General features: G+C 54.1%; 22 protein-coding genes. 18 read left to right on the top strand and 4 right to left on the bottom strand.

Translation table 11 applies throughout. The features are described 5' to 3' along the window. The coding region (locus ACFO1S_RS18585) for a hypothetical protein (RefSeq protein WP_378127316.1) at positions 1-227 on the top strand (227 nt) is incomplete at its 5' end. A 97-nt stretch (positions 228-324) separates the two neighbouring features. Here ACFO1S_RS18585 and ACFO1S_RS18580 read toward each other — a convergent pair. Both ACFO1S_RS18580 and ACFO1S_RS18575 read right to left on the bottom strand, forming a co-directional pair. Further along, positions 325-1,026 carry a DUF559 domain-containing protein gene (locus ACFO1S_RS18580; RefSeq protein ID WP_204604336.1) on the bottom strand — a complete coding sequence of 234 codons (702 nt, stop codon included), beginning with the start codon at positions 1,024-1,026 and terminating at the stop codon, positions 325-327. Positions 1,027-1,491: 465 nt separating this feature from the next. Further along, on the bottom strand, positions 1,492-2,361 hold the full coding sequence (locus ACFO1S_RS18575) for an AraC family transcriptional regulator (protein WP_204604335.1): 870 nt from the start codon (positions 2,359-2,361) through the stop codon (positions 1,492-1,494). A 125-nt stretch (positions 2,362-2,486) separates the two neighbouring features. On the opposite strand from ACFO1S_RS18575, the gene ACFO1S_RS18570 reads away from it, so the two are divergent. The 4 genes from ACFO1S_RS18570 (at position 2,487) to ACFO1S_RS18555 (ending at position 8,131) form a co-directional block, all read left to right on the top strand. Beyond that, positions 2,487-3,560 (top strand): Gfo/Idh/MocA family protein, encoded by a 1,074-nt coding sequence (locus tag ACFO1S_RS18570; protein WP_204604334.1) that lies wholly within the window; start codon positions 2,487-2,489, stop codon positions 3,558-3,560. A gap of 212 nt (positions 3,561-3,772) precedes the next feature. Further along, a complete protein-coding gene (locus ACFO1S_RS18565; RefSeq protein WP_204604333.1) occupies positions 3,773-4,735 on the top strand; it encodes a sugar phosphate isomerase/epimerase family protein in 963 nt (320 codons plus the stop codon). A 23-nt stretch (positions 4,736-4,758) separates the two neighbouring features. Then, positions 4,759-5,895, top strand: a complete 1,137-nt coding sequence (locus tag ACFO1S_RS18560; RefSeq protein ID WP_204604357.1) for a Gfo/Idh/MocA family protein — start codon at positions 4,759-4,761, stop codon at positions 5,893-5,895. 157 nt (positions 5,896-6,052) lie between these two features. Continuing rightward, complete coding sequence (locus ACFO1S_RS18555) at positions 6,053-8,131, top strand: CREC-EF hand family protein (protein WP_204604332.1); 2,079 nt, start codon at positions 6,053-6,055, stop codon at positions 8,129-8,131. A gap of 52 nt (positions 8,132-8,183) precedes the next feature. On the opposite strand, the gene ACFO1S_RS18550 is transcribed toward ACFO1S_RS18555, so the two are convergent. Then, complete coding sequence (locus ACFO1S_RS18550) at positions 8,184-9,638, bottom strand: SulP family inorganic anion transporter (RefSeq protein ID WP_204604331.1); 1,455 nt, start codon at positions 9,636-9,638, stop codon at positions 8,184-8,186. Between the two features lie 232 nt (positions 9,639-9,870). Between ACFO1S_RS18550 and ACFO1S_RS18545 the strand changes: the two genes are divergently transcribed. The 5 genes from ACFO1S_RS18545 (at position 9,871) to pstA (ACFO1S_RS18525) (ending at position 15,429) form a co-directional block, all read left to right on the top strand. Continuing rightward, positions 9,871-11,085 carry a methyl-accepting chemotaxis protein gene (locus tag ACFO1S_RS18545; protein WP_204604330.1) on the top strand — a complete coding sequence of 405 codons (1,215 nt, stop codon included), beginning with the start codon at positions 9,871-9,873 and terminating at the stop codon, positions 11,083-11,085. Positions 11,086-11,175: 90 nt separating this feature from the next. Next, a complete protein-coding gene (locus tag ACFO1S_RS18540; protein WP_378127324.1) occupies positions 11,176-12,591 on the top strand; it encodes a copper amine oxidase N-terminal domain-containing protein in 1,416 nt (471 codons plus the stop codon). Between the two features lie 36 nt (positions 12,592-12,627). Beyond that, a complete protein-coding gene (locus ACFO1S_RS18535) occupies positions 12,628-13,479 on the top strand; it encodes a phosphate ABC transporter substrate-binding protein (protein WP_204604328.1) in 852 nt (283 codons plus the stop codon). Between the two features lie 58 nt (positions 13,480-13,537). After that, the gene (gene pstC, locus ACFO1S_RS18530; RefSeq protein ID WP_378127314.1) at positions 13,538-14,539 is read left to right on the top strand and encodes a phosphate ABC transporter permease subunit PstC; all 1,002 of its coding nucleotides are present in this window, start codon (positions 13,538-13,540) and stop codon (positions 14,537-14,539) included. Positions 14,540-14,604: 65 nt separating this feature from the next. Further along, positions 14,605-15,429, top strand: a complete 825-nt coding sequence (gene pstA, locus ACFO1S_RS18525) for a phosphate ABC transporter permease PstA (protein WP_378127322.1) — start codon at positions 14,605-14,607, stop codon at positions 15,427-15,429. On the opposite strand, the gene ACFO1S_RS18520 is transcribed toward pstA (ACFO1S_RS18525), so the two are convergent. Further along, on the bottom strand, positions 15,426-16,316 hold the full coding sequence (locus tag ACFO1S_RS18520) for a LysR family transcriptional regulator (protein ID WP_204604326.1): 891 nt from the start codon (positions 16,314-16,316) through the stop codon (positions 15,426-15,428). The two genes, pstA (ACFO1S_RS18525) and ACFO1S_RS18520, sit on opposite strands and share 4 nt — an antisense overlap. A 184-nt stretch (positions 16,317-16,500) precedes the next feature. Here ACFO1S_RS18520 and ACFO1S_RS18515 point away from each other — a divergent pair, with 184 nt between their 5' ends. The 8 genes from ACFO1S_RS18515 (at position 16,501) to ACFO1S_RS18480 (ending at position 24,634) form a co-directional block, all read left to right on the top strand. Beyond that, positions 16,501-17,445 carry a phosphate ABC transporter substrate-binding protein gene (locus ACFO1S_RS18515; protein ID WP_204604325.1) on the top strand — a complete coding sequence of 315 codons (945 nt, stop codon included), beginning with the start codon at positions 16,501-16,503 and terminating at the stop codon, positions 17,443-17,445. A gap of 76 nt (positions 17,446-17,521) precedes the next feature. After that, positions 17,522-18,424, top strand: a complete 903-nt coding sequence (gene pstC / locus ACFO1S_RS18510) for a phosphate ABC transporter permease subunit PstC (protein ID WP_204604324.1) — start codon at positions 17,522-17,524, stop codon at positions 18,422-18,424. Continuing rightward, positions 18,421-19,308: a phosphate ABC transporter permease PstA gene (pstA, locus tag ACFO1S_RS18505; protein ID WP_204604323.1), complete on the top strand. Its 888-nt coding sequence runs from the start codon at positions 18,421-18,423 to the stop codon at positions 19,306-19,308. The genes pstC (ACFO1S_RS18510) and pstA (ACFO1S_RS18505) overlap by 4 nt, the downstream gene beginning before the upstream one ends. 20 nt (positions 19,309-19,328) lie before the next feature. Beyond that, positions 19,329-20,087, top strand: coding sequence for a phosphate ABC transporter ATP-binding protein PstB (gene pstB, locus ACFO1S_RS18500; protein ID WP_204604322.1), 759 nt, complete (start codon positions 19,329-19,331; stop codon positions 20,085-20,087). A 39-nt stretch (positions 20,088-20,126) separates the two neighbouring features. Beyond that, entirely contained in the window at positions 20,127-20,882 is a 756-nt protein-coding gene (gene pstB, locus ACFO1S_RS18495) for a phosphate ABC transporter ATP-binding protein PstB (protein ID WP_204604321.1), read from the top strand. A 24-nt stretch (positions 20,883-20,906) separates the two neighbouring features. Beyond that, positions 20,907-21,566 (top strand): phosphate signaling complex protein PhoU, encoded by a 660-nt coding sequence (phoU, locus tag ACFO1S_RS18490; protein ID WP_204604355.1) that lies wholly within the window; start codon positions 20,907-20,909, stop codon positions 21,564-21,566. A 171-nt stretch (positions 21,567-21,737) separates the two neighbouring features. Then, positions 21,738-22,352 (top strand): TetR/AcrR family transcriptional regulator, encoded by a 615-nt coding sequence (locus ACFO1S_RS18485; protein WP_204604320.1) that lies wholly within the window; start codon positions 21,738-21,740, stop codon positions 22,350-22,352. A gap of 80 nt (positions 22,353-22,432) precedes the next feature. Further along, entirely contained in the window at positions 22,433-24,634 is a 2,202-nt protein-coding gene (locus ACFO1S_RS18480) for an MMPL family transporter (protein ID WP_204604319.1), read from the top strand. Positions 24,635-24,908: the final 274 nt, after the last annotated feature.

The raw sequence follows: 24,908 nt of genomic DNA, 5'->3' as shown, positions 1-24,908 counted from the left end.
CGCAGGCGAAGCGAGCGCGCAAGGTCGCATTCTGCGACGAAGGAGCGCTGCCGCAGGCAGAGCGAGCGCGACAAGGTCGCAAAATGCGACGAAGGAGCGCCGCCGCAGGCAGAGCGAGCGCGCAAGGTCGCAAAATGCGACGAAGGAGCGCCGCCGCAGGCGAAACGAGCGCGCAAGGTCGCATTCTGCGACGAAGGAGCGCCGCCGCAGGCGAAGCGAGCGCGTAAGGTCGCAAAATGCGACGAAGGAGCGCCGCCGCAGGCGAAGCGAGCGCGTAAGGTCGCAAAATGCGACGAAGGAGCGCCGCCGTGGGCGGTTGCCAGTTTATGTGAAAGGATAGACATTCGGCACTTGCGTTTTATTGATGCGGTAGCCGCAGACTCGGGAAGTGCTGGTACCTATAGGCATCAGAAGCTGCTTGCTGACCAAAGTACGGAGGTGTCTCAGCACCGTAGAACGATGAATGCCTAACCGACTGGCCGCAATTTTCGGCGTAAGCGGTCCGTCAAGAGATAAAGCTAGGTTGACAATGGCCTGCTCGGTCAATGCCAGCTTGGCCCTATGAAGAAGAGGGAAATCGGCGCCCAGCTTACCTAGAAGCTGCTGAATGATTTGCTGGCAGTTTCGCGGCCGCTCAACCACATCATCGTAGGTAAAGCGAAGGACGTGCCAGCCGTCGATGACGAGATGGTTTTGTCGAGTACATTGGTCAGAAAATTGCTTTCTGTCGATGTCTCTCCAGTGCGAGCCAAATCCATCGATTTCAATGCAAATCTTATAGCCCTCTGTAATATATGCGAAGTCCAAATACCGCCATCCGTCTTTGAAATCCCGTAATTCATATTCTGGATGAAGCTGGTTGAAATGACCGAAAGCCGGCCACCATACTTTTTCCATGAACGTTTTCTCCGCATGATTCGCTGTATTCTTCAATCGTCTTCTGCGTTCTCCCTTTGATGCAGCTGTTTGACGATCCATCCACATCTGATAGCTTTGCTTGAATTCTTCCGTGTTCACCTTGTTCAATGTATCACCTTCCAGGCCAGAATAATAAAAAACCGCCAAGCCTGGACTAACTCAGGCAAGACGGCGTGTTCTTCACGTCGATATCCGTGTTATATATTCCATATATTAGCACTTTGTAAAAGAGTAATCAATAATGATTAACTCCGCGGCACAAAAAATGGATTGAAGTGGCTTCCTCGCACCGTTGCTGCATGCTTCGAAGCAAAGCTCGGCCGTTATCAGCATCGAAGCAAAGCTTGCTCATTTTCAGCTTCAAAGCAAAGCTCGCCCGTTATCAGCATCGAAGCAAAGCTCGCCTATTTTCAACATCGAAGCAAGCTCGGCTGTTCTATGCTTCCAAGTCCGCAATGCAGAGGCTTGAGCAGGCAGTCATCCCTGCCTCCCCCCTGATACAATCCAAGCCTTATCCTCCTTGCCTGAATCAGGAGCAATCCCGATATCAAACGTTCGACGCGGTCCGCATAGCTAGCTGCGTCCCCAAGCCAGCATCTTGCGTTGAAATTCCTTGGGAGAGCAGCCGTTGAAGCGCTTGAACATTTTGTAGAAATGGGCCATATTGGCCATGCCGATCTGATCCCCAACCTCGCTCACGCTCATGTCGCGGGTAAGAAGAAGCTGCTCGGCGCGTTTGATTTTGCGAAAGTTAACGTACTCGGTGAAGGACTGCCCCATGATTTTCTTGAAAAATTTCACAAAATAATAGTAGCTCATGTTGGCAAGACGGCAGGCCTCTTCCACCGAAATCCGCCCGTCAACGTGAGATTCGACGAAGTCCAGCACAGGCTTCAGCCGTATGCGTTCGACGCGATCCTGGTCGGCGAGCAGCCCCCGGGTATCGTTGCGGATCAGCAGCAGAAGCAGCTTCTTGATGAGCATGTTGACCGCAAGCTCGTAACCGCTTTCTTTGTTGATCGCCTCCTGAAGAATCTGACTGATGCACTCGGCCGCGCCGCTGCGGGCTTCCGGGTTATCGCGGAAAATATAATTCATGGCGCTCAGCGGCACCTTGGTTTCGTTGAAATATTGCAGGTAGGGAATCGTGCTTTGATCGAAGTAATTGTTAAGGTCGAACTGCAGCACTATAAATTTGACAAGACCGTCTTCGTTATAGTCTCTGTGCAGCTGGGAGCTGCCGAGAAGAACGACGTCTCCAGAACGCATCTCATAGGTTTCGTCGCTTAGATCGACGCTAAGAAAGCCCTCTTGGACGAGAAATAGCTCGCATTCGGGATGATAGTGCCAGCTCACGCCTCCGCGGCCTCTTCGCGCGGCTTGCCATATTTTCAGCGACAGCAGCGGGTTCTCGTATTCGATCTTTTCTCTTTTCGGCTGCACGGGCTCATCCCCTTAGATGACAAAATCACATAAAATCCTCGCAGAAGGGCGAATGGGATTTCTCAGGAAGTGTGATACACTAATTGTAGTGTGAATACTGACAACCCGCAAGGAGGACAGGCATTTTGACAAAAGTTAACGTAGGAATGATCGGTTGCGGCGGCATTGCGATGGGCAAACACTTGCCCGCGCTCGCCAAAATCCCGGAAGCACAGGTGGTCGCATTTTTCGATGTTGCCCCGGACAGGGCACACGAAGCCAAAAACCGATACGGGACGCATGACGCCAGGGTATACCATGACGTGCACGAGCTGCTGAGAGACCAAGACGTTCATGTCGTTCATGTCTGTACGCCCAACGGCACCCATGCCGAAATCTCGATCGCGGCGCTCGAAGCGGGCAAACACGTCCTCTGCGAGAAGCCGATGGCCAAGACGGCGGAGGATGCCCGCAAAATGCTGGAAACCTCCGAGAGAACGGGCAAGAAGCTAAGCATAGCGTATCAGAACCGGTTCCGCGCCGACAGCCTTTGGTTGCATCAGGCTTGCCGGGACGGCAAGCTTGGCGAGATTTACGTCGCCAAAGCCCATGCGGTCCGTCGCAGGGCGGTCCCGACGTGGGGCGTCTTCCTTGATCTTGAAAAGCAGGGCGGGGGGCCGCTGATCGACATCGGCACTCATGCTCTCGACCTGGCCTTATGGATGATGGACAATTACGAGCCAAGAACGGTGCTGGGCTCCTCCTACCGCAAGCTTGCGGAGCAGGGCAGCCAGGCTAACCTGTGGGGACCTTGGGACCCGTCCCAATTCACGGTAGAGGATTCCGCGTTCGCGATGATCACCATGAAGAACGGCGCCACGGTATGGCTGGAATCCAGCTGGGCGTTGAACACGCTCGACGTCGACGAGGCGAAGGTCAGCCTGAGCGGAACCAAAGCGGGAGCGGATATGAAAAAAGGCTTGCGGATCAATGGCGAAGAGCACGGTCGTCTGTACACGCAGGAAATCCAGATGTCGGGAGACTTTGGCGGCAGTCCGCTGCCGGATGATGCAGCCGAGCAAGAGGCTCGCGCCTGGATTCAGTCGATTATTCATGATCGCGAGCCGGTCGTGACCGCCAAGCAGGCGCTTGTCGTGCAGGAGATTCTGGAGGCCATATACGAATCGGCGAATAAGGGACAAGCGATCAGCTTTGTCTAGGCCTGAGCTTTGTAAGTCGGCCGTTTGACTTCTAGCCGGATGGAGGCGTCGATTGCCGAATGGCGACGGCGCCTCTTATGAAGTAAGCCCATACAAACAATTAAGGTTAGTAAATGTAAGCGAAATCAGGTAAAATAGAATAGGGCATTAATGAACGCGTGTACATTTTGTGCGCCGATTTGATCTTGGAGAGAAAGGTATGGTGAATCGCAGTGAAATCAGGAGTATTCATCGTGTTGTTCGGCCAACAAGCCTTTGAAGAAGCGCTTGATACGGCTAAGGCTGCAGGCCTGCAATCGGTTGAAATCGGAACGGGCGCTTACCCGGGAACCTCTCATGTCAACGCGAAAGATATTGTGAACGACGAAGCGGCCATTCGCCGCGTTAAAGATGCGGTTGAGTCCAGAGGCCTCACGATCAGCGCGCTTAGCTGTCACGGCAATCCGCTGCATCCGGACGCATCCATCGCCAAATCGCATCACGAAGATTTTGTCGCGACCGTCCAACTGGCGGAGAAGCTCGGAGTCGAGACGGTAATTACGTTCTCCGGCTGCCCCGGCGAGTCGGCGAACTCCAAATATCCTTCCTGGGTAACTTGCCCGTGGCCGCCCGATTTCCTGACGGTTCTGGAATGGCAGTGGAACGAAATCGCGATTCCGTATTGGCGGGAGCAGTCTGCGTTCCTGCGCAAGCATAACGTCAGGGTGGCGATTGAAGCTCACCCGGGCTTCCTGGTCTACAATACGGAGACGGCTCTGCGGCTGCGCGAGGAAGCGGGCGACAATATCGGCGTCAACTTCGACCCCTCCCACTTGTTCTGGCAAGGGATGGACCCGATCGAGTGCATCAAGGCGCTGGGCAAGTCGATTTACCACGTTCATGCGAAGGATACGAAGATCGACAAGCGCAATACGGCCATCAACGGCGTTCTGGACAATAAAAATTACGGCGATATTTTGAACCGTTCCTGGGTGTTTCGTACAGTCGGCTACGGACACGATGACGAGTTCTGGAAGGACCTTGTCAGCACGCTCCGTCTGGTCGGATACGACGGCACGATCAGCATCGAGCACGAGGACGGCCTGATGAGCGTCAACGAAGGCTTCACCAAAGCGGCGAACTTCCTCAACTCTCTTATTCTGAAAGAAAGCGCGGGTGAAATGTGGTGGGCGTAAACCGCAACAAGATCAATGTCGGCATGGTCGGCTATAAATTCATGGGCAAAGCCCACAGCCACGCTTATAAAGACGTAGGAATGTTCTTCGATCCGGCTGCGGATGTCGTGATGAAAGCGATCTGCGGACGCGACGAGAACGGAGTAAGAGAAGCGGCCGAGAAGTTCGGCTGGGAATCCTACGAGACCGATTGGCGCAAAATGGTCGCCCGCGACGATATCGACTTCGTGGACATCAATGCTCCGAGCGACGCTCATAAAGAAATTACGCTTGCGGCGATTGCGGCCGGCAAGCATGTGTTCTGCGAGAAGCCGCTTGCGCTGAACCTCGCCGACGGCCGCGAGATGCTCGCTGCGGCGGAGAAGGCAGGCGTCAAGCATGCGGTGTGCTTTAATTACCGCTTCCTGCCCGCTGTGCAATTGGCTAAACAAATTATCGACGAAGGCCGCTTGGGCGAGATTCATCATTACCGCGCGACCTATCTGCAGGATTGGCTTGTCGATCCGAATACGCCGCTTGCCTGGCGCTTGAAGAAGGAAGTGGCGGGCTCCGGCGCGCATGGCGACATCAACGCGCACAGCATCGATCTTGCGCGTTTCCTGATCGGGGAATTCGACCGGGTTGTCGGGCATAACCGTACGTTCGTGAAGGAGCGTCCGATTCTGACCGGATCGGCGGGCTTGTCCGGAACGGGCTCCGCTACGGAGAAGGGCGAGGTCACCGTTGACGACGCGACGGGCTTCCTGGCCGACTTCAAGAACGGCGCCATGGGGATGTTCGTCGCTTCCCGCTTCGCCGCAGGGCGCAAAAACCATAATACGTTCGAGATTCACGGCAGCAAGGGGTCTCTTCGCTGGGATCTTGAGAAGCTGAACGAGCTGGAGGTTTACTTCCGCGAGGACGAGCCTAATCTCGCCGGCTTCCGTCGTATTATGGCTACCGAGCCTTCCCATAAGTATGCGGGCAACTGGTGGCCGACGGGACACATCATCGGCTATGAGCATGCCTTCGTGCATATTGTGTACGAATTCGTCCAACACGTGACGACTGGCTCCCCCTTCGCGCCAACCTTCCTGGACGGCGTGAAGTGCCAAGAGGTGCTGGAGGCCGTCGATCTGTCGATCGAGCGTGGAGCTTGGGTCAGCATCGACGAAGTATAATCTGCAGGCTTTTTCAACAAGGTCCCGATCGAAGTGCTGATCGGGACCTTGTTCGGCGTTGTTGGCGGTAGCGCGCATCGGTCAGGAAAGAAATGAAACTTTTGCAGGAGGGAGCCGTCTAATAGGGAGATCCCAATTCAGGAAGGAGAAGCAAAGAATGCCAAGACGCCGGTTATGGGGCATGATCGGAGGGACCGCTTTGCTTCTGACGGCCATCGTGCTGGCCGCAACGCCTAAAGATCGTTTTCAGTCGGAGCCTGAGCCGGCCGTCGAATCGGCATCCAGGCAGATGGTCAAGCAGATTCCGGTTGCGGAGAAGGACATCGATATCGACGGGGACGGCCGGATGGAGAAGCTGACCCTCGTGCTGACGGAGGGGGAGCTGAGAAACGAACGCGAGCCCGGACCTTTTCAAGGGGAGTATTATGTCGGAAGCTTCGATGCCGTGCTGGCTGATGCCGAAGGGGCGGAGATGCAGCGCATGGATCTGACGCCATCCTTCTCGGAGCTTATGCAGTTCCGTAAAGGATCGTTTGAATTAATCGTCAACGACTACAACAGAGACGGGCACCCGGAATTTACGCTGGGTCAATATGGCTCAAGCAACAACTTCATCTATAACCTGTATGCGATCAAGCCCGGCGGATTCGAGATCGCGGCGAAGTCGCTGCTCGTTGCCGCCTCGGAGTACTCTATCCCGCTAAACAAGATGTCTACGGGCGCATTTCAATATCAATACTATGATAACAGCAAGGGAAGCTGGATTGAAGTCACTTACGCCTGGGACGGCATGGCCTATCGCAAAGCAATGGAGAAGGCTGCGGAGCATGTGATCGGCAGCGAGGAGGAGGAAGAGGCGAGCACTCGGCTGACCTTCATCCCTGCTTCATACGGATTCGATCTGGCCTTTAATGCCGATTACCATGTCAACGCTGATGAAATTATCACGGTAGATGGAAAAGCGGTTGTTCCCTTTACTTCTGTACTATCGATGGACGATAAGACCGAGAAGATCCGCAGGCAGCTCGAATTCATCGAGCCTGAGACCCGCAGGTCCGTGCTCCATACGAAGCTCACCGACGCGGTCACGACCAATGGCTATGGAAGCTCAAGCGAGCTGAAATCATACGGCATGCTGGATGGTAGCCGTCTCGTCTATGCCAATGCAGCGGAACAGAATGGAAGGCTCCTGAGCCGCTATGAGACGCTGGATTTGAACACGGGAGTTCAGAAGACGCTCGTCTCCGGGGGCGTGGACAAGCTTGGAGAACAGGATTTCTATGCCCGCAACTGGCTCAGCCCGTCCGGGAATAAACTCGTGCTGAATCAATATCGGACGGGATTGCTGGAAGTCCTGGATTTGAAGGAGGGGACGGTTCGCGCCTTTCAAGGAAAATACGCGCATTCCTGGCCGGTCTTTATGACCGTTCCTTCACCGGACGGCACCTTGTTCTGGTATGAGGATATCGAGAAGAGGGAATTCCGGCTGATCGACCTGGACGAGAAAAGAATCGCTTCCGTGGCCTATCCTGATGGCCTGTTCGACTATCCGGCATGGGCATGGAGCGAGGACAGCCGCTATACCGCCTTTCACTATACGTTCGACAAGAGCCGCAAGCATGTGATCAGCTTGGAGGAAACGGAGGATATCGCCCCGCAAGGCATCAAGGTATACAGTCGGGAAGGACGGCAAGTCGCAAGCCTGAAGTCGGACTCCGATCGGGACGAATACGTCGAGATTGCCGCGTGGCTGCCGGACGGACGCACAATTCTGCTTCGTTATTTTCATTTGGATCGCGAGGCTGGACGAAAGGAAAGCCTGCCGATGCTTGACGTCGGCTATCGGATATACGATCTGGTTTCCGGGACGTTCACGTCGCTCGATACGGTCGAGGACTTGGAGGGAATGCGATCTTCCGATTTGATTGTTGCGACTAATGCGAAGGGTCAAGGGTTTCTGCTGGACCGGAAATCGCAGAGGGTATGGGAAGGGAAGCGGAATTCCTCCATTGAGGAGGTTGCTCTACTGTCTCCGGCAGGGGACCCTGTAATCCTCAGACATGACACGGAGAAAGCGGGCGCGGAAATCTGGAGATTTGATCGCGCGAGCAACGAGTGGGAGAGCGGTTCGCTTGCCGTCTCTCTGCGTGAAGCCGCATTCGTCGCGGAGCATTGGCTGGTCAGCGAGGGAACGCGTTATGTCGACCTCCGAACCGTCTTCAGCGAAAGTCGTTGACATGCGAAAAGCCGCCTTCCAGCGTTGGAGGGCGGCTTTTGGCGAGGTCCGATCAATGTCCCGATGCTGTCGAGAGGCCGACTTTGTCTACAAGCTGCTTACTCTCGGCGTTTAGTCCGGTTATCGTGACGGATCGGCCTGCCTGCTCGTATTTCAGGACGGCTTTGGCTATGGCGGTCACGGCCGAATGGTCCCATACGTGCGTGGCGCTGAAGTCCATAATGATGCGGTCGGGATCGTTGCGATAATCGAACAGCTCCGCGAAATGAGCCATCGTGCCGAAGAACATCTGGCCTTGCACGATATAACGCTTTGTTCCGCCTTCCTCCTCCGTTACGATCACCTTGATCTTGGCAATGCGCCATCCGAAGATAACCGCGCTCAGGAGAATGCCGACCATGACTCCGAGAGCCAGATTGTCGGTATAGACGACGACTGCAACGGTAGAGATCATCACCAGCGTATCGCTGACCGGTATTTTCCGCATATGCATAATCCATTTCCAGTCGAACGTACTGATCGATACCATGAACATCACCCCGACGAGCGCCCCCATCGGTAGCTGCTTTACGAGGTCGCCCAGCACAAGGATGAGAAACATCAAGAAAGCTCCGGCAACAAGCGTCGACAATCTTCCGCGTCCTCCCGAACGGACGTTGATGACGGACTGCCCGATCATCGCGCAGCCGGCCATCCCACCGAACAACCCCGTCACGAAATTCGCGATTCCTTGCCCGCGCGCTTCCTTGTTCTTGTTGCTCTTCGTCTCGGTTCCTTCATCGACGATGGTCGCCGTGAGGAGCGTCTCGATCAGCCCGACGAACGCGAGCGGCAGCGCGTAAGGCAAAATGATGCCGAGCGTCTCCAGATTAATAGGCACGTCGGGCAAGTGCAGGAACGGAAGCGTACCGGGCAATTCTCCCATGTCCCCGACCGTACGGACATCCAGCCCCAGAAGCACAGATACGATGGTCATTAGAACAATCGCGGCAAGCGCCGACGGGATGACCTTCGTGAACCGCGGCAGCGCATAGATGATGATGAGCGTAACGCCGACCATCGCGTACATGATCCACGACTGCCCCTTAAAATGAGTGAACTGAGCCATGAATATTAGAATGGCGAGCGCGTTGATGAAGCCTGTAATGACCGAATGAGGAACAAAGGTTATAAATCTTCCGATCTTCAGCACGCCGAGCAAAAATTGAATGATTCCCGTAAGCACGGTAGCGGCAAATAGATATTCGATGCCGTGGTCGGCGACCAGCTTGACCATCAGCAGGGCCATAGCCCCGGTTGCGGCGGAAATCATGCCGGGCCGTCCCCCGAAGATGGAAATAAGCACGGCGATGCTGAAGGAGGCGTACAGGCCGACCTTAGGATCGACTCCCGCAATAATAGAGAACGCGATCGCTTCGGGGATAAGCGCGAAAGCGACGGTCAATCCCGCGAGAACGTCGGCCCGAACGTTAAAGAGCCATATGGATTTGAGTTTGTGTGCGATCAAAGCAAATAAGCCTCGTTTCTGAAGGATATAGTGGCTTCCCTCTTTCAGGTCCGCCGGGTCCGTTACATGACAGAGACCTATTATAGCGGATTTGTTCGCGAATAGAAATAGATGATACTTAATACCTAAAGTTTACTTGGCGTTAATGTAAGCAGAATGGATGGATAACAAAAGTTTGATAGCTTCAAAGAAGGAAAATAATTCTATACGAATTCTGAAACGAGGCGTTCCTATGTCCATGACTTCCGTTCTTTCAAGACCCGTCGCCGAAGCCAAGGAGGCGGCTGCACCTCCCGCCGCTCAAGAAAGCATTCGAATGATGCCCGCCGAGGATGCCCCGGTAAGCCTCCCGGCAACGGACAGCTTGAAGTCTGTAGCAGTCAAGGATTGGATGAAAAGCTGTCCGGTAATCTCCGCCGATCATCTTAGCGACGATCTCGTCAGTCTGTTTCGCAAGGAGAAGCAGCTTGAGTGCGTAGTCGCCTGCGATGAAGGGAGCCGCCCGATCGGTCTGATCATGCGGGATCGCTTCTTTCAAATGCTGGGCTCCTTGTACGGAATGTCGTTGTTCGGCCATCGTCCGGCGGTGGAATTAATGGATTGCTCGCCGCTGATCGTCGATTCCGCGATTGTTCCGCAGGAGCTGATCGACCGGGCGCTGTCGCGAGATGAGGAGACGTTCTATGATGCGGTGCTGCTGACCGAGCAAGGCAAATTCGCGGGAATTATGACCGTGAACGATCTGCTGCACGTCTCTCGTCTGCTGCAGCAGGAAACCGTCGGGCAGCAGGTACGCACGATTCGGGAGACGGAAGCCATAATCTCGAATATTCACACGTCAGTCGAACGTCTCTCCGAGGCCACGCACGATACGAAGGCTTGCAGCGAAAGAATTGCCGAGATGACCGAGCAAGGGCGGGAAGAGCTGGGCGAGATGCTGGATCTGTTCAGGCTGTGGTCCGCCAACGCCTCGAAGCAAGAGCAGGCGACCGTCGAATTGACGGATCGGGCTTTGGCCGCAGCCGGAGGCATCAAGCTGATTGCCGAGCTTGCCGATCAATGCAATCTGCTGGCTGTGAACGCTACGATTGAAGCGGCCAGAGCCGGTGAACATGGCAAAGGCTTCGGCGTCGTCGCGAACGAGGTTCGCGCTCTCGCCGACCAGACGAAGCGATCCGCAGGGCGCATTACGGAGCTGATCAAGTCGATGGCAGAGGCCGTTCAGATTACTGCGCGCCTGGCGGACGAGGGCAAGAAAGGCGCGGACAAGGGCGTGGATCGGGTGAAGCGAACCGAAGATACCTTCGCGCAGCTGTGGAGCTCCTCCGAGATGAATCACGAGGCTGCCATGCGGCTCACGGCCACGTCGCGAGAAGCGCAGGAGATGTCGGGCGATATCCGTAAGGAGTTCGGTAAATTGGTTAGTCAGATGAATGCCTTAATTTAACAATTCGCTTACAAGCCGAACATCGACGCTTTACATTGGCGGAATATACTCATAAAGAAATGACCACATTCAGAAGGGTGATTAGTGTCGATGGTGCTAAAGAGAGCGACCATGGTATCCGCACTGGCGTTAGTCTTGGGAGCGAGCTCCGCAAGCGCGGGCGTTGCTGCGGCAGCAACGAAGGCAAGCGCAGCGCAGGCAACGAATGCGGCTTACATCGTAAACAGCGTTCCGGTTAACTTGAGCACGCTTTACGAAAAAGGCAAGACGCTTGTGTCGCTTCGGGATTTGAGCCCGAAGCTGGGAGTCAGGCTTGAGGTTCTTGGCGGGAGCATCCATGCGAAGCTGAACGGACATGTCGTCGTCCTGAAGAGCGGCAGCAATGTGATCCATGTGGACGGCGCCGAGCAGAAGCTGCAGGTTCCGGTAAAGAGCGTTAAAGGCATTACATACGTAGAGTTGAAAGCATTCGTGGAAGCGTTGGGCGCCCAATTCGCCAAGGACGAGTCCGGTGCGATCTGGATCGACGCCTACTTGCTGGCGAACGTGGAAAGCATTCAATGGGTGGACGCGGGACGTTTTATCGCTTCTCAGGAGAAGGAATCCGGGCGCGCCGATTTCCTGGTCGATGCGCTTACAGGCAAGTCCCAGCAACTGCTCATTTCGGAGGACGCATCGGAGCTTGCGGTTGCGCCGAACGGAAAGAAGGCAGCTTACACCAACGCCAAAGGCGAAGTGTTCGTTCTTGATTTCACGGCGCCGAGACCTGTACAGGTCAGCGTGGATACGAGCATCAAGCCCGAGCTTGTATGGTCGGCCGATAGCTCTGTCCTTTACTTCCTGCAAGGGGAGAAGGGCAGCGTAATTGCCCAATTGGAGCCGGAAATCGGCAAAATCACCAAAATTGTCGACGACAAGGTGGATTACAAGGCCAACCTGCAAGTGTCCGCTGACGGCAAGGTGTTCACTTACACCGTGACGAAGCCGGGAACGGTAGTGGCCGATGGCTCCAAGCCGGTAGAGGCGGATGACGTATCGATCGATATGAAGGGAACGGAGCCGCAGATCTATCAGTTTACGGTGAATCCTGAGGTAAAGGATAACAAGGCCGTTCAACTGACGACATCGGCAGACGACAAGGTCTTCATTCACGCTTCTCCGGAGGCGGCCTCCGTCGCTTATGTGAGCATCGATGCGGACGAAGCCGCGAAGTCGAAGCTCGTATCGGTAGGCAAGGACAATAAGGTCGTTCCTCTGTACAACGAGAAGGACGTCTATCAAGCGGTATGGACCGGCGGCAAATGGTACTTGCTGACCGAAGGAGACGGAGCCAGCCAGTTCGTCTACGAAGTCGATCCGACATCCGGCGCTGCGAAGCAGCTGTATACCGTAAGCGATTCCGTGACCGATATCGTCGTGAAGCAAGGCGCTCCGATGGCTCTTATCCAGGATGGACGCGTATTCCTGGATATTAACGGACACTGGAAGCCGACGACCCGCAAATAAAAAAACGCGCTATCAATCGAGAGGAGCTTGTTATCTATGAAATGGTTCAAATCTTTATCAATCGCCGCCATGGCGATCGCGCTGGTGTCGACCTCCATCCCTGCTGCGGGAGCAGCCAGCTCCCTGAGCGGCAAAATCGTGATCAACGGTTCCTCCGCACTGCTGCCGCTCACGCTGCAGGCGGCCAACGAATTCAAGAAGCTGCATCCGAAGGTGAAGATTTCCGCCTCCGCAGCAGGCTCCATCACGGGTCCTCAATCCGTGCGCAAAGGCATCGCGAACATCGGCGCGGTAGACTGGGACGCTTCCCAGGACGTGCCCGGCTTCAAGAAGTTCGACGGCCAGGTCGCTCATAAGGTTGCCGTCATTCCGTTCGCCGCTGTGGTGAACTCGAATGTGAAGGTTTCCAGCCTGACGACCAAGCAGCTCCAGGACATCTTCTCCGGGAAGGTTACGAACTGGAAGGACGTTGGCGGATCGGACGCCGACATTATCGTCGTGAATCGCGCCTTCGGCTCCGGCACCCGCGTCAACTTCCAGATGAAAGCCTTGCAAGGCACGGATTTTATCAGCAAAGGCAGCAATTACAAGGAAGTCAAATCCAGCGGAGATATGAAGACGGCCGTCGAGACGACTCCGAACGCAATCGGCTATATCGATCTCGTATACGTGACCAGCAAGATGAAGGCATTGCAGATCAACAACGTAGCTCCGACGGAAGACAATGTCATCAACGGAACCTACAAAGTGTGGGGCTACGGCTACTACATGACGAAGGGCGAGCCGGAGGGCGCGACCAAGGCCTTTATCGAATACATTCAAAGCGCGAAGTTCCAGAACGGCTCGTTGAAAAAGCTGAAGTTCATTCCGATCTCCGCCATTAAATAATCCGGTTCAGCAGCGTTCATAGATGAAGTAAGAAGCCAGCGAAGCGGGAGTCACGCGGATGCTGGCTTCTTCATGGGAGGATTCGTCAATTATGCAAGGGGATACGTCAGCACGTCCTTCGATCGTCGGCGCACAGGCAGCCGATCTGGGCGGAAGCATCAAGGCGGGATCAGGCAAAGCCTTCGACCGGAAGAACAGACTGCTCATCTACAATCGTTTGTTCAAAGTGGCTTGCATTGCCAGCGCAGTGTTCGTGTGCCTGATTCTCTTCGGCATTTTGTTCTTCATGTTCCAGACGGGGGTGCTGACTTTTCGCGAGGTTTCCCCGGCTGCGTTTTTCTTCTCGACCGACTGGTCTCCGGAGAATGAGAGCTACGGCGCCTTCGTGTTTATTTTCGGCACGTTTGCCTTGACGCTGCTGACCTTGATCATTTCGGTGCCGTTGTCCGTCCTGATTGCCGTATTCTTGTCCGAGGTCGCTCCAAGATGGCTCCGCAATCTGCTGCGTCCTATTCTGGATCTGCTGGTCGGCATTCCGTCCGTCGTATACGGCTTTCTTGGCTTGACGATCCTGATTCCTCTGCTGAGGGATCTTACCGGGACGAACATGGGGGATGGGATACTCGCGGCGGCGATCGTGCTGACCATCATGGTTCTGCCGACCATCAGCCGGGTGAGCGACGACGCCATCAGCGTCGTGCCCCGCAAATACAGGGACGCCTCCTACGCGCTCGGCGGCACGAGATTTCAGACGATTTTCAAGGTGACGATTCCCGCTGCGCGCAGCGGCATTCTGTACGGCGTCATTCTCGGCATGGCTCGCGCCATCGGAGAGACGATGGCGGTCGTCATGGTCATCGGCAATACGCCGCAGCTTGCAGATGCGCTATTCAAGCCGACATCCGTGCTGACAAGCAACATTGTCATGCAGATCGCCAATGTGCCGTTCGACTCGACCTGGAACAATGCGCTCTACCTGATGGGATTTCTGCTGCTTGTTATCTCGCTTCTCATGATCGTGCTGGTTCGATTGCTGCAGAGAAAAGGAGCTAAATCATGAAATCCGTCGGGAGAGCGTCGTTGCCGTTCAAGTCGGCCAGGGGGACCAATGCATTTCGCAATCGTATGTTTACCGCATTCGTATGGAGTGTCTCCGCGTGCATCGTGCTGTTCATTCTCGCCTTGCTGTATCTGATTCTCCAGAAGGGCTTGCCTTCCCTCACCTGGGACTTCATTCTGGGTTTGCCAAGCGAGATCGAAGAGGGCGGGGGCATAGGACCGGCTTTGTTCAATTCGTTCTATATGCTTCTTATTTCCCTTATTATCGCTGTGCCGCTGGGGATGGCCGCCGGCATCTATCTGGCCGAGTTCGCTCCGGACAACAAGCTGATCGCGTTCGTCCGAATCTGCGTGGAGGGGCTGGCCTCGGTGCCTTCGATCATCTTCGGCCTGTTCGGCATCGCCTTGTTCGTCGAGATGTTCCAGATCGGCTTGACGATTCTCGGGGGAGCCATCAGCTTGGCCTTCCTGAATCTGCCCGTCATGACGCGAATTACGGAGGAATCGATTCGGGCGGTACCGGGGGAGCTGAGACAGGCTTCCTTTGCGCTCGGGGCGACGCATCTGCAGACGATTCGCCGCACGCTCGTGCCCACGGCCCTAAACGGCCTCGTTACGGGCATCTGCCTGATCGCAGGACGCGCCTTCGGAGAGAGCGCGGTCATCATTCTGACCGCAGGGGTTACGACTTCCGGCGTGATGTGGGATTTCAACGTGCTGTCTCCGGGCGAGACGCTGGCCGTGCATCTGTGGTATGTCCAATCGGAAGCGATCGTGCCCGATGCGGTTGAGATTTCGGACAAAGCGGCAGCCGTGCTCGTGTTCGTCATTCTGCTGTTCAATGTCGTGTTCCGCATCCCGCTGTGGATCAAGGATCGCAAAAATCGTTAGCGAGCGCTGGCCGCAGCGGAAGCTTGAAGCGAGAAGACGAGGCTCTCCATAAGCGGGGCATTCCAATAATTCGATTTCCAGCTTGCATATAGCGTCCAGTCTTTGGGGTGGCCCGGCAAATCCGTCGAGGCCACCCCATCTCTATGGAGGGGGAGCGCGCATTCAGGCAAGACGGCCATGCCTCTGCCCGATCGGACGGCATGCATGATCCATTCGACGGAATCAAGCGTTGCGCCGGAGGAAGCGGACTCCTGCCGCAGCGTCATCCACGGCATCATGAGATCGGCGATGGATCGCTCGGCATGCTCGATCAGAGGATGCCGCAGCAGAGCCATCGAGAGATCTGCGCCAGGCCGGGACATCGGATCGTCTGTCGGCAGCAGCAGCTTCAGCGGGGAAGAAAGAAGCTTCATCCTCTGCATATGCTCCGTATCCGTAAGGGGCTGACCGCATATGGCAAGATCCAGACGATTTGCTTCGAGAAGCCGGCCAAGCGATTGCTCGTCTTCTTTAATGACCTTTACCCGTATACCCCCCAGCCTGTCCGTCTCCGCAAGCCAATCGCTCTTGAGCAGCGTCGCCAGCGCACAGTCCGTGCAACCGATTCGGACGAGCGCCCGCCCGCTGTCCTTCAGCTCTCCCAGCGCGGCTTCCGCCTCTGCGTGCAGCGCGCCCATCTGCTGCGCGAAGGGCAGCAGCATCTTCCCTGCGTTCGTGAGGTAGATTCGCCGGGTTTTCGCTTCGAAGAGGGTCACCCCCCATTCGCTCTCCATCTTCTTCATATGAAAGCTAACGGTTGGCTGGCTCATGTTCAAAGCTTTGGCCACCGCGGTCACCTGCTTATGCCGATCCAGCAGCTCAAGAATTCTCAGTTTTAACAGATTCATCGATTTCCTCCATGAAGCTTGTCGAATATATAGACGCTATAAATAATAATAGCACTTGGATAGATAATGTATATGAATATTTTGCTTTGCGTTAACAAAACGAAAACATTACATTAACGCCTGCCTTCTAAAATATGAACTGTAAACAAAAACAAACAAGAGGTTGGAAGGGGAACGAATGAGAATGAAAAAGATAGTCCTGGCAATGATGGCGCTGACGCTCACGTTGGCTCTGGCAGCGTGTGGTTCAAACAATAAGAATGCGAATACGCCAAGCAGCAGCGCACCAAGCAGCAGCGCGGCAAGCGAAGCTCCCGCAAGCGAAAGCCCGGCAAGCGAGCTGTCCGGATCGCTTCTGGCAACCGGCTCCTCCGCATTGCTTCCGCTGGTTGAGCAAGTCTCCAAGAAGTTCATGGACACGAACAAAGGCGTATCCATTCAAGTGCAAGCGGGCGGAAGCGGCACGGGTCTGACGCAAGTGTCCGAAGGCCAATCCGATATCGGCAACTCCGACGTGTTCGCGGAAGAGAAGCTGGACGCAGCCAAGGCTGCTGAACTGGTTGATCACCAAGTGGCTGTCGTAGGCATGGCTACGGTCGTTAACCCGGATGTTACAGTGGAAAGCTTGACGAAGCAACAGCTGGTCGATATTTTCACGGGCAAGGTCACGAACTGGAAGGAAGTCGGCGGCAACGATCAAGCGATTCAGATCATTAACCGTCCATCCAGCTCCGGTACTCGCGCAACGTTCGAGAAATACGCGCTGGGCCAAAAGTCCGAAGACCTCAAAGGCTCCATTCAAGAGGATTCCTCCGGTACGGTTCGTAAGCTGGTCGGCGAAACGCCGGGCGCGATCGGATATCTGGCGCTCTCGTACCTCGCGGATTCGGTTAAGACGGTTAAGTACGAAGGCGTAGATGCAACGGTTGAAAATGTAGCGAACGGCACTTATCCGGTATGGGCTTACGAGCACATGTACACGAAGGGCGAGCCGAGCGAGTTGGAGAAGGCATTCCTTGATTACATGATGACGGATGCGGTTCAAAACGGCGATGTCGTTGAGCTGGGCTACATTCCGGCGAGCAAAATGGAAATCAAACGCGACGTGAACGGCAATATCTCGAAGTAACAACAAGTTCCATATCATGAGCCAACAAGAGGCCTGCAAACCATGCCTCTTGTTGGCTGTGTAAGGGGAGACATGGATGGCTCAGCCGTTAGAACGTCAGAAAGCGAAGCCGCATCTTGCGGAAGAATGGGTCGGCAAGATTTATACTTCGCTATGTATCGGATTTCTTATTCTCACGATTTTCTCGCTGGTTTACTTTGTTGCATCCAAGGGACTTAGCACCTTTATCAAGGATCAGGTTAATGCTTTCGATTTACTTACGGGCTTGAAGTGGGCGCCTGAAGGGCAGCCCGCCTTATTCGGAGCCTTGCCGTTTATCTTCGGCTCCTTCAGCACGTCGCTGCTTGCGGCGGCGATCGCCGCTCCGCTCGGCTTTTGTGCGGCTGTGTTCATGGTGGAAATCGCGCCGAAATTCGGACGGAAATATATGCAGCCGGTTATCGAGCTTCTTGCCGGCATACCCTCCGTCGTCTACGGCTTCGTTGGCCTGAGCGTCATCGTGCCGGTGCTCCGCGACATCTTCCCCGGCCAGGGCGTCGGAATCGCGGCGGGCGCTATCGTCTTGTCGATCATGATTCTTCCTACAATTACGACAATCGCGACCGACGCTTTAGCCGCGCTTCCCAAGGGCCTTAAGGAAGGCTCCTATGCGCTTGGAGCTACGCGTTGGCAGACTATATACCGGATTGTATTGCCTACGACGATGCCGGCTTTGTTGACCGGCATCGTGCTCGGAATCGCCAGGGCGTTCGGCGAAGCGCTGGCCGTGCAGATGGTCATCGGCAACGCGCCGCATATTCCGCGCTCCCTGTTCGAATCCGCTTCGACCCTGACGAGCGCCATTACGCTCAGCATGGGCAATACGGCGATGGGCTCCACTCCTAATAACGCCTTGTGGTCTCTTGCCCTTATCCTAATGCTGATGACCTTTGTCTTCGTCTTCATTGTACGCTGGCTGGAAAGGAGATCGAAAATATGAGAGCCAAAACCGTCGATAAAATCGCGACCTCCGTTATCGTTGCGGTCGCCGGCCTGATCGTTCTAGTATTGGCCGGATTGCTGGGATACATTCTTGTGCGCGGACTTGGACATATCAGCTTCGATTTCCTGACCTCTCCGCCGGAGACGATCCGCGAGGGAGGAGGCATTGGCCCGCAGCTGTTCAACTCGCTCTTCCTGCTTGTCCTGACCATGATCATCACTATTCCTCTAGGTCTGGGAGCGGGCATCTACATGAGTGAATACGCACCGGCCAATCGGGTGACGAACGGCATCCGCCTGATCGTCGAGGTGCTGTCCTCTGTGCCTTCGATCATCGTCGGCCTGTTCGGCCTTCTGGTGCTGGTCAACCTGTTCGGATTCGGGTTCTCTCTCTTCGCGGGCGCTTTGGCTCTGACCGTATTTAACCTGCCGCTGATGGTGCGGATTACGGAGCAGGGACTCAAGAGCGTGCCGAGAGAGCAGAAGGAAGCCAGTCTCGCCCTCGGTCTGTCGAAGTGGAAAACCATTACTTCGGTTATGCTGCCCATCTCGATGCCCGTCATCCTGACCGGAACGATTCTTGCTGCCGGCCGGGTGTTCGGCGAAGCCGCCGCCTTGCTGTTTACGGCGGGCATGAGCTCGCCGAGACTCGACTTCTCGGATTGGAATCCGTTCAGTCCGTTCTCCCCGCTTAACCCGTTCCGCCCTGCCGAAACGCTGGCCGTTCATATTTGGAAAATCAATTCGGAGGGTCTGGCACCGGATGCGGCTGAGATTGCAGCCGGAGCATCCGCCGTGCTGGTCATTACGGTGCTGCTGTTCAACTTCTCGGCAAGATGGCTGGGCCGTTACCTGTACCGCAGATTCACCGCCATTAAATAGAGAGAGGGGAGGCCAACCGTATGCAAGCCTTCGGCATGTCCACCAAGGATCTTAACGTCTCTTACGCAAGCAAGCCGGCCGTAAAGAACGTATCTCTTGATTTCGAAGCCAAGCAGGTGACGGCGCTGATCGGGCCGTCCGGCTGCGGCAAATCGACGTTCCTGCGAAGCCTGAACCGAATGAACGACCTGATTCCCGATTGCAAGATTACGGGGGAAATCTGGATTCGAGAGCAGAACATCAACGGTCCCGATACCGACGTCGTTTCCTTGCGGCAGCGCATCGGCATGGTTTGGCAGAGGCCCAATCCTTTTCACAAATCGATCTATGAGAATATTGCCTTCGGTCCGCGTTACCACGGGACGAAGAACAAGAAGCAGCTCGACGAGATCGTCGAGGAGTCGCTCAGGAAAGCCGCGATCTGGGAAGAGACGAAGGATCGCCTGCATACGTCGGCGCTGGCGCTGTCGGGCGGTCAGCAGCAGCGGCTGTGCATTGCTCGATCGATTGCGGTAAAGCCGGACATCATCCTGATGGATGAGCCTGCGTCTGCGCTGGACCCGGTCTCGACGTCCAAGATCGAGGAGCTGATCGCCGAGCTGAAGCAAGAGTATTGCATCGTGATCGTCACTCACAACATGCATCAAGCGGCGAGGGTGTCGGATAAGACGGCGTTTTTCCTGACGGGGGAGGTCGTGGAATTCGATATCACCTCCAATATCTTTACGAATCCGCGCAAACAGGAAACGAGCGATTACATCACGGGGCGATTCGGATAAATTAGCTGCGCATTATATTCGCACAAGAGGAGAATGGCCATGAACTCCATTATCGAGATCAATGATTTGGACTTGTATTATGGTGATTTCCATGCCTTGAAGGGCGTGAACATGGAAATCCCGGAGAAGGCCATTACCGCGTTCATCGGGCCTTCGGGCTGCGGGAAGTCGACGCTGCTGCGCACGTTCAACCGAATGAACGATATGATCCCGGGCACGCGGATCGAAGGCAAGGTGGAGATCGCCGGAACGGACATCTACTCCGGGGACGTCGATGTGGAGACGCTCCGCAAGCGGGTCGGCATGGTGTTTCAGCAGCCGAATCCGTTCCCGAAATCGATCTACGACAATGTCGCTTACGGCCCTCGCCTGCACGGCATTAACGACCGCAAGAAGCTGGACGAGATTGTGGAGACGAGCTTGCGCTCCGCTGCGATCTGGGATGAGGTCAAGGATCATCTTAAGCGCTCTGCCGGCAGCATCTCCGGCGGTCAGCAGCAGCGGCTGTGCATCGCCCGCGCGCTGGCGATCGAGCCGGACATTCTGCTGATGGACGAGGCGACCTCCGCGCTGGACCCGATCTCCACATTAAAGATCGAGGAGCTGGCTCAGGAGCTGAAGGATCGCTACACGATCGTCATGGTCACGCACAACATGCACCAGGCGGCCAGGGTATCGCAGCAGACGGTGTTTTTCCTGAACGGGGAAGTCGTTGAGTATTCGGAGACGGAGCGGTTGTTCTCCAATCCGACGGACCAGCGTACGGAAGACTATATTAGCGGCCGGTTTGGTTGATTCTGAGGAGGATGTGTGGAGATGATGGTTAAACGGTTGGAATTCGATCATGGCCTGGAGGAGATGACGAAGCTGCTCATCGAGATGGGCAACCGGGCCGAGAAAGCACTGATTGAATCGATGGATGCGTTGAAGAACGGCGACGTGGAAACCGCTAAAATCATTGTCAAATCGGATACGGAGCTTAATCTGATCGAGGAGAAAATCAGCGAGATCGGAGCGAAGCTGATCGCTACGCAGCAGCCGGTCGCCAAGGACCTGCGCCGCATTCTGATCGCCTTTCGGATTTCTTCCGATCTGGAGCGAATGGGGGACCTGGCGGTCGACATTGCCAAGGTCGTTATCCGTCTCGACGGACAGGAGCTCATCAAGCCGCTGCTCGATCTGCCGAGGATGGCCGATATCGTAGTTGTCATGATCCGGGAGTCGCTTCAATCCTACGTAGACGAGAACGTCGATCTGGCCTACAAGAGCGCGAAGGACGACGATCAGGTCGACGCGCTGTACTCGCAGATTATCCGCGAGCTGTTCACGCTGATGATGGAAAATCCGAAGACGGTAAGCCAAGCGATGCTGCTCAGCTTCGTAGGGCGTTATATCGAACGGATCGCCGACCATGCGACGAACATCGCGGAAAGCGTCGTCTATCTCATTACGGGCAAACGTCCGGACTTGAATCAGTAGCCAGCACGAATTAATAAAAGTATTCTAGGCGGCCTTAGTCCTGTTCTCCATTGGACTGAGGCCGTTTATTTTCATTTCACTTTATGTAAAGTTGCACAATGTGCAATATTTCCTAATGGGCAATTATATGCTATAGTGAGGGATATCCTGTAATCGCATGAGGTGATCTAAATGATGAAACAAGGCCTGCGTGAACTTAAAAGAGAAGCGACTGCCCATGCCCTGGCGGAAGCTGCTTTTCAGCTTGCTATCGAGCATGGATTGGATGGATTTGTTGTCGAGGATGTGGTGCAACGTGCAGGTTACTCCCGCAGAACATTCGCAAACCACTATTCATGCAAGGAAGAAGCAGTAGCAATGGCCGCTTTTCCATTCCATGGATTTGACGAATTCGTTGATGTCGTTGAGAAATTGCCTGAAAACTCAACACCTCTCGATGTGATGTACCAGTTCACCAGAATGCGATTAACCGAGCGGGTAATTTGCGACATGAGGCAGCTTGTCTTGCTTTCCAAGAGTTATCCGACCTTAAAGCCGTATATTCTCAACGTATTGCATCAATTTCAAGTCGCCGCTCAGCAGCTACTGCACGATTTGTTCCAAGCTCGTTACCCCAAAGAGTATACCCACTTACTCGCGGGCTCGATGATGGCCGCTGTTGCGCCGTTGTTTAATGGAGATATAGAGGTGTTGTTTCCGGGGCAAGAGGCCGTTGAAGGAACGACTGCCATGCCCTTCGATCAATATTTAGACAAGCTCTTCGGTTATTTGCGAAATGGCTTTTAAGATTTAATTGCACACCAATTCAATGAACGGCTATTTCGAGGATTTATGGATTCATACGAATGGAGAGAGAGGTTTTATTCTTGGCAAAGCTATTATATAGGTTAGGGTTTTGGGCGACTAATCACGCCAAAAAGGTGCTTTTCGCATCGATTGGTTTAGTGGTTGCTTTAGGGATCGGCGTGCTCGCGCTATGGCTTAACTTTGACGACGATATGTCCATTCCAGGCACGCCTGCCCAGAATACAATAGAAATGTTGGAGCGGGAGTTCCCGGAAGTCGGCAATGCGGGGGCGCAAATTCAAATCGTCTTTAAAGCGCCTGAAGGTAAAATACTGCCCGATCAGGATATGCAAGATTCCATCAACGGATTGCTGAAAGAAGTGAGTGAGCTTCAAGGCGTAAACGCGGTATATCCTCCCTCCATGCTGAACAATTACAATGAGGATCAAACGATTGGCTTTGCGATGGCCATCTATGATAAACCCTCTAAAGAAATATCATTCGACCAAGTAAATGAACTGCGTGATGTTCTATATCTAACAGAAAATGCGGGAATCCAAACAGAGCTGTCGTCAGACACAGAGTTATATCCAGTTGAAATTCATATGACAACGGAAATCTTGGGCATAGGCGTAGCGTTTCTCATCTTATTTTTTACTTTTGGTTCATTAATTTTGGCAGGCATGCCTATCCTAACAGCGGGAATCGGCCTCGTAATCGGCCTGCTGGGGATTATTCTAGCCAGCCACGCTACGACGATTTCTTTTGTATGTATTTCATTGTCAGCGATGTTAGGGCTAGCCGTCGGAATTGATTATGGATTATTTATTATTTCCAGGTTCAGGCAGGAATGCGCTAAAGGTTACTCGGTAAAGCAAGCGATAGCAATTGCAAACGGCACAGCCGGAACCGCTGTTGTCTTCGCTGGGATCACAGTGATCATTGCATTGATAGGCTTGTCGATTCCGCAAATTCCTTTTCTGTCCATGATGGGCTATACCGCGGCACTAACTGTATTTCTCGCTGTTATTGTGGCCGTTGTACTTGTTCCTGCAATCCTTTATTTACTTGGAGACAAAGCGTTGCCTCCTGTAACGCGAAGTCGAACATGGGGCGAAAAGCTGGCGGATTCCGTGAAGTTCTCCGGGAAGCTCCTGTCAGGGTGGGCAAAGGCTTTGGAAAAGATGCCTTTGGTTTTCGCCTTGGTCGGCACGGTGATCCTTGGAGCGATCGCCATTCCATTCTCCCATATGGAGTTGGGCTTGCCCGATGATAGCTTTTATGAAAAAGGAACAGACCAGCGCGAGGCTTATGATCTCTTGAAGGCTGCCTATGGCGAGGGGTATCACGCTTCCCTCGTGATCGTGGCCAAAGCAGCAGAGGGGAACAGCGAGGTCCTTTCGAAATTAGAAGCTCTGCAAGCCGATATCATGAAGATGGATAATGTAGCCGCGATTACAAATGTCATTCCGAAAGAATCGGGGGATATGGCTGTCATCACGTTAAACCCCAAGACCGGGCCGAATGAACATGAAACGAAAGAATTAGTGAATGTTCTGCGAAATGCAAGCTATGAGGGGATGGACCTTCATGTGACCGGAACAACGGCAATGAACATTGATATTTCAGACAAGCTGGCGGATGCCTTGCCTGTGTTTGCCGCTCTTATTATCGGGTTGGCTTTCGTGATCTTTGTTATTGTATTCCGCTCCCTCTTGGTTCCGTTAAAGGCTGTACTGGGCTTCGTATTGTCTTTGGGCGCTACTTTGGGATTTGTCACCTGGGTTATTCAGGATGGCAATCTCTATGAAATCTTTGGCTTTGCAACAAGCGGCCCTGTACTTAACTTCTTGCCTATTCTCACGATAGGGATTTTATTCGGCTTAGCCATGGACTACGAAGTGTTTCTAGTAAGCCGCATGCGTGAAGAATATACGCATTCAGGCGATGCCCGGAAAGCTGTGTTATCCGGAATTCGCGATAGCGGCGGAGTCGTTACGGCAGCCGGGCTTATTATGATTGCCGTATTTACAGGCTTCATGATGGCGCCGGACCCGATGACGAAAATCATTGGAATGGCTTTAGCTTTCGGTGTGTTGTTTGACGCCTTTATCGTCCGCATGATGATTGTGCCCGCTGTAATGCTATTAATGGGTAAAGCGGCCTGGTATATGCCTAGGTGGCTGGACAAAATGTTGCCCAATATTGACATTGAAGGCGAATCTATTATGAAGGAACTGAAAATTACCGGACAGAAAAACACAGGCGAACATGTTGCATAAAGTGTTGCGCGGAATTCGGTCTTTTCCGCGGTAACCCACTGCATAGAATCGCGAAATACGAGTGAAGCCGGGCTTCCTGCCGACCAGGGGAGCCCGGTTTTTTATTGGTCCGGCGTTGTTTCCGATAAGCTGGGATGCGATATGCAGATTTCCTGGGTAGGTTTATACTGTGGTAATAATAATTGGTAATTTTGGAGGCGAAACCTATGAAAAAAGCTTATAGTAGAATTATGCATTGATGAAAATTCGTTGGAACGACGATGTTGGAACAAGA

It is taken from the genome of Cohnella boryungensis (genome assembly GCF_042651945.1).
GTDB classification, from domain to species: domain Bacteria; phylum Bacillota; class Bacilli; order Paenibacillales; family Paenibacillaceae; genus Cohnella; species Cohnella boryungensis.
The sequence above is the reverse complement of the archived record's forward strand: the minus strand, read 5'-3'. Positions and strand labels throughout refer to the sequence as shown.